Consider the following 2,481-nt stretch of genomic DNA (forward strand, 5'->3'; position numbering starts at 1 on the left):
TTATGGTTAGCAAGATTTCAGTTTGCAAGGATTGTGTTAGACTAGATACATTGCTTGCATTGCCTAAAGTATTCATATACGCCACTAAAGCATTGCATTTATTGATATTTGCATTATCGCGCACGCCTAAAATCATACATTCTGCTTGCACGATAGATTTTAGTGCCTCGCTCATCGTAAAGGCTACTTCGCTTTTTGCTTTTAGCGTGGCTAGCTCGATTTCTTGGCGTGTTTTTTCGACATTTAGGCTTAGCTCTCTATCTTTGTATTCTAGCTCCTCTAGCTTTACACTTGCATCAAGGCTTAGTTTTGCTAGCTCACTGCCTGTAAAATTGCTATCTTTTAGCTTTTTTGCTACTTCGATAAAGTTGCCTATAAACCTAACGACATTCACTTTTTAGCCTTTTTTTTGCTTTTTTTAGCGTGTTTTTGTGGGCGTTTTTAGAGTTTTAGCTTCGCAAAAAGCTCGTTTCTTTGTTGTTTAGTCCTAAGCTACTGCCCCCGCTTGTATCGCTTATGCTTCCTATTGTCCCGCTTATGCCTGTGCTTTGACTAGGATTTATCGCGTTTATCGCACTCTCAGATATTTGCCCTGCCTTTTTTTGCGCGTTTTGGGTATCGTTGTATTTTTTTGTTTCAAAGTCTAGGGTTTTTTGTTGTTGTTCTAGTTGCTTTTTGGCTAGCTCATCTTGCTTTTTTTGCTGGCTTGCTTGCAGTCCTATGCCTATCAAAGAGGTAACGCCTTGCACTAAGGCTTGCACCCAGAAACATCGAAAATCTAAAAGCCTGTGTAAAAACATTAAAAAATACAAATGAAACATTGTTTGCCTCCTGTTTTGTGGATTTTAAGCGTTTTTGTCGCTTTTATTCGCGCTCAAACGCAGTTTTGTCTTGCGCTTCTTGCTCGCCATTTTGGTTAGAATCGCCCTCGCCAGATTCGCCATTTTGGTTTGCGTTTGCATCGTGCCATTCTCTGCTGCCAAAAACTGCGTTTTGTGCGTTTCTTGCGTCATCTCGGGCTTTTAGTCGTTCGTCCTCGCGTTTGTTGTAGCGTTCGTTTTCGATTTGTCGTTGTTGCTCGCTTGCATTCCACGCTTTATTAGCCATTTCCCATTGTTTTTTCATATTTGCATAGCTCATACCAGCATTTGCGATATTTACCGCGCTATCGATTCCAGCTAATGCCCAGCCCGCTGCATTGCGTCCTTTTTCGGCTTTTTGCTCGGGCGTTAGATTTTGTTGTATTCCAAACTTTTGAGCTTGCTCATTGTATGCTGCTTTTTGTGCGCGATAGTTGCCAAAGCCCGCTCCCACTTTGTATTTTGGTTTTTGCAAATCCTCTGCGCTTTGTGCGTTTAGAATCGAATTTAGTCTATCTTGCCCGATTTGCTTATTTTTTTGGGCTAGGCTTAGTTTTTGTGTAGCTTGTGTGTTTGGGTTTTGCAGGGCTTTCATATCAGCAAAGCTAGATTTTATCCCAGCATTTTGCAGGGCGTTGCTAGCGGTTATGCTTGGATTTTGTTTTATGCTATTTCCAAAATTACCAAAACTTTGGGTATTTACCTTTGGTGCTGTGCTTAAAATGCTATTTGTGTTGCTAAAATTTAGCGGTGTTTGTGCGGTTTTTGCCATCTGTTGTCCTTTCTTGTGGTTTTATTGTCGATTAAAACTCGTTTGTGGATTTATCCCTAGCTTTTGTGCATAATCAAAGTAGCGTTTATCATTTTGGCTTATAATCTCGCCATTTCGCTTGATTTGCCCATTTTCGTATTTTATATGCACGCCTCCACCTAAATTTAGGCTAGGGGTTTGATTTTGTGGATTTTGCATTGCATAGCTTTGTGGATTTTGATTTTGGGCAAAATATTCGTTTTGAGCATTTTTTAATTCTGCTCGATATTGCATTTGTCTTTGCTTTAAAAACTCTACATAATCTTTTTTCCCATTTTTGTAAGGTATTTTTTGTCCTAGTTCTTTTGCAAAAACATCAATTTCATTGATGTCATTGTCAGTGAGTGGCTCCCCGCGCTCCATTTTCATCACAAAAGAATCTATACGCGCATTTTGCGTTGGGCGGTAGCTATCCTGCTTGTCTAAAACTTCGCGCGAAGTTCGCTCGTTTGTATTTTTTGCGGTTGCAGTATAATTCCACGCTTGCGCTCGCTCTAAATTAGCTCCTGTGGTGTTATATTTGTATTTTTCAAAATCCATTTTTTCACGCGCTAGCGCGGTGTTTGTGTTGATTTCGTGTTCTTTTAATGCCATTTCTTTGTCGGCGTGTGCCATTTTTTGCTTAAAAATCGCCCTTTCATCATCTGCCTTAAACTTCTCTCTAAACGCCGTTGTGGCGTTTGTAAGGCTTTGCGTGGCGTTGTTGCCCGCTTGGATTGCGTTTGTGGCAAACTGCGCGGCGTTGGTAGCATACGCGCTACCTCCTCGCCCTGCTGTGATGTCGCCTCCGTGTGCTATACTCATTTTTTT

4 protein-coding genes are annotated in these 2,481 nt (G+C 41.0%); all 4 read right to left on the minus strand.

Annotation, left to right across the window (positions count from 1 at the left end; genetic code table 11):
• A partial coding sequence (locus tag ACWIX0_RS13285; protein WP_454174462.1) for a hypothetical protein occupies nt 1–394 on the minus strand: 394 nt, incomplete at its 3' end.
• Nucleotides 395–449: 55 nt separating this feature from the next.
• Nucleotides 450–821, minus strand: coding sequence for a hypothetical protein (locus ACWIX0_RS13290; protein WP_454174463.1), 372 nt, complete (start codon nt 819–821; stop codon nt 450–452).
• A gap of 43 nt (nt 822–864) precedes the next feature.
• Nucleotides 865–1,632, minus strand: a complete 768-nt coding sequence (locus ACWIX0_RS13295; protein WP_454174464.1) for a hypothetical protein — start codon at nt 1,630–1,632, stop codon at nt 865–867.
• Between the two features lie 21 nt (nt 1,633–1,653).
• On the minus strand, nt 1,654–2,481 hold an 828-nt coding region (locus ACWIX0_RS13300), incomplete at its 5' end, for a hypothetical protein (protein WP_454174465.1).

Source organism: Helicobacter sp. T3_23-1059 (genome assembly GCF_053654515.1).

What these genes read in the sequence shown, in the direction of transcription:
- ACWIX0_RS13290 (WP_454174463.1), bottom strand. Translation starts at nt 821, where the DNA reads ATGTTTCATTTGTATTTTTTAATGTTTTTACACAGGCTTTTAGATTTT.
- ACWIX0_RS13295 (WP_454174464.1), bottom strand. Translation starts at nt 1,632, where the DNA reads ATGGCAAAAACCGCACAAACACCGCTAAATTTTAGCAACACAAATAGC.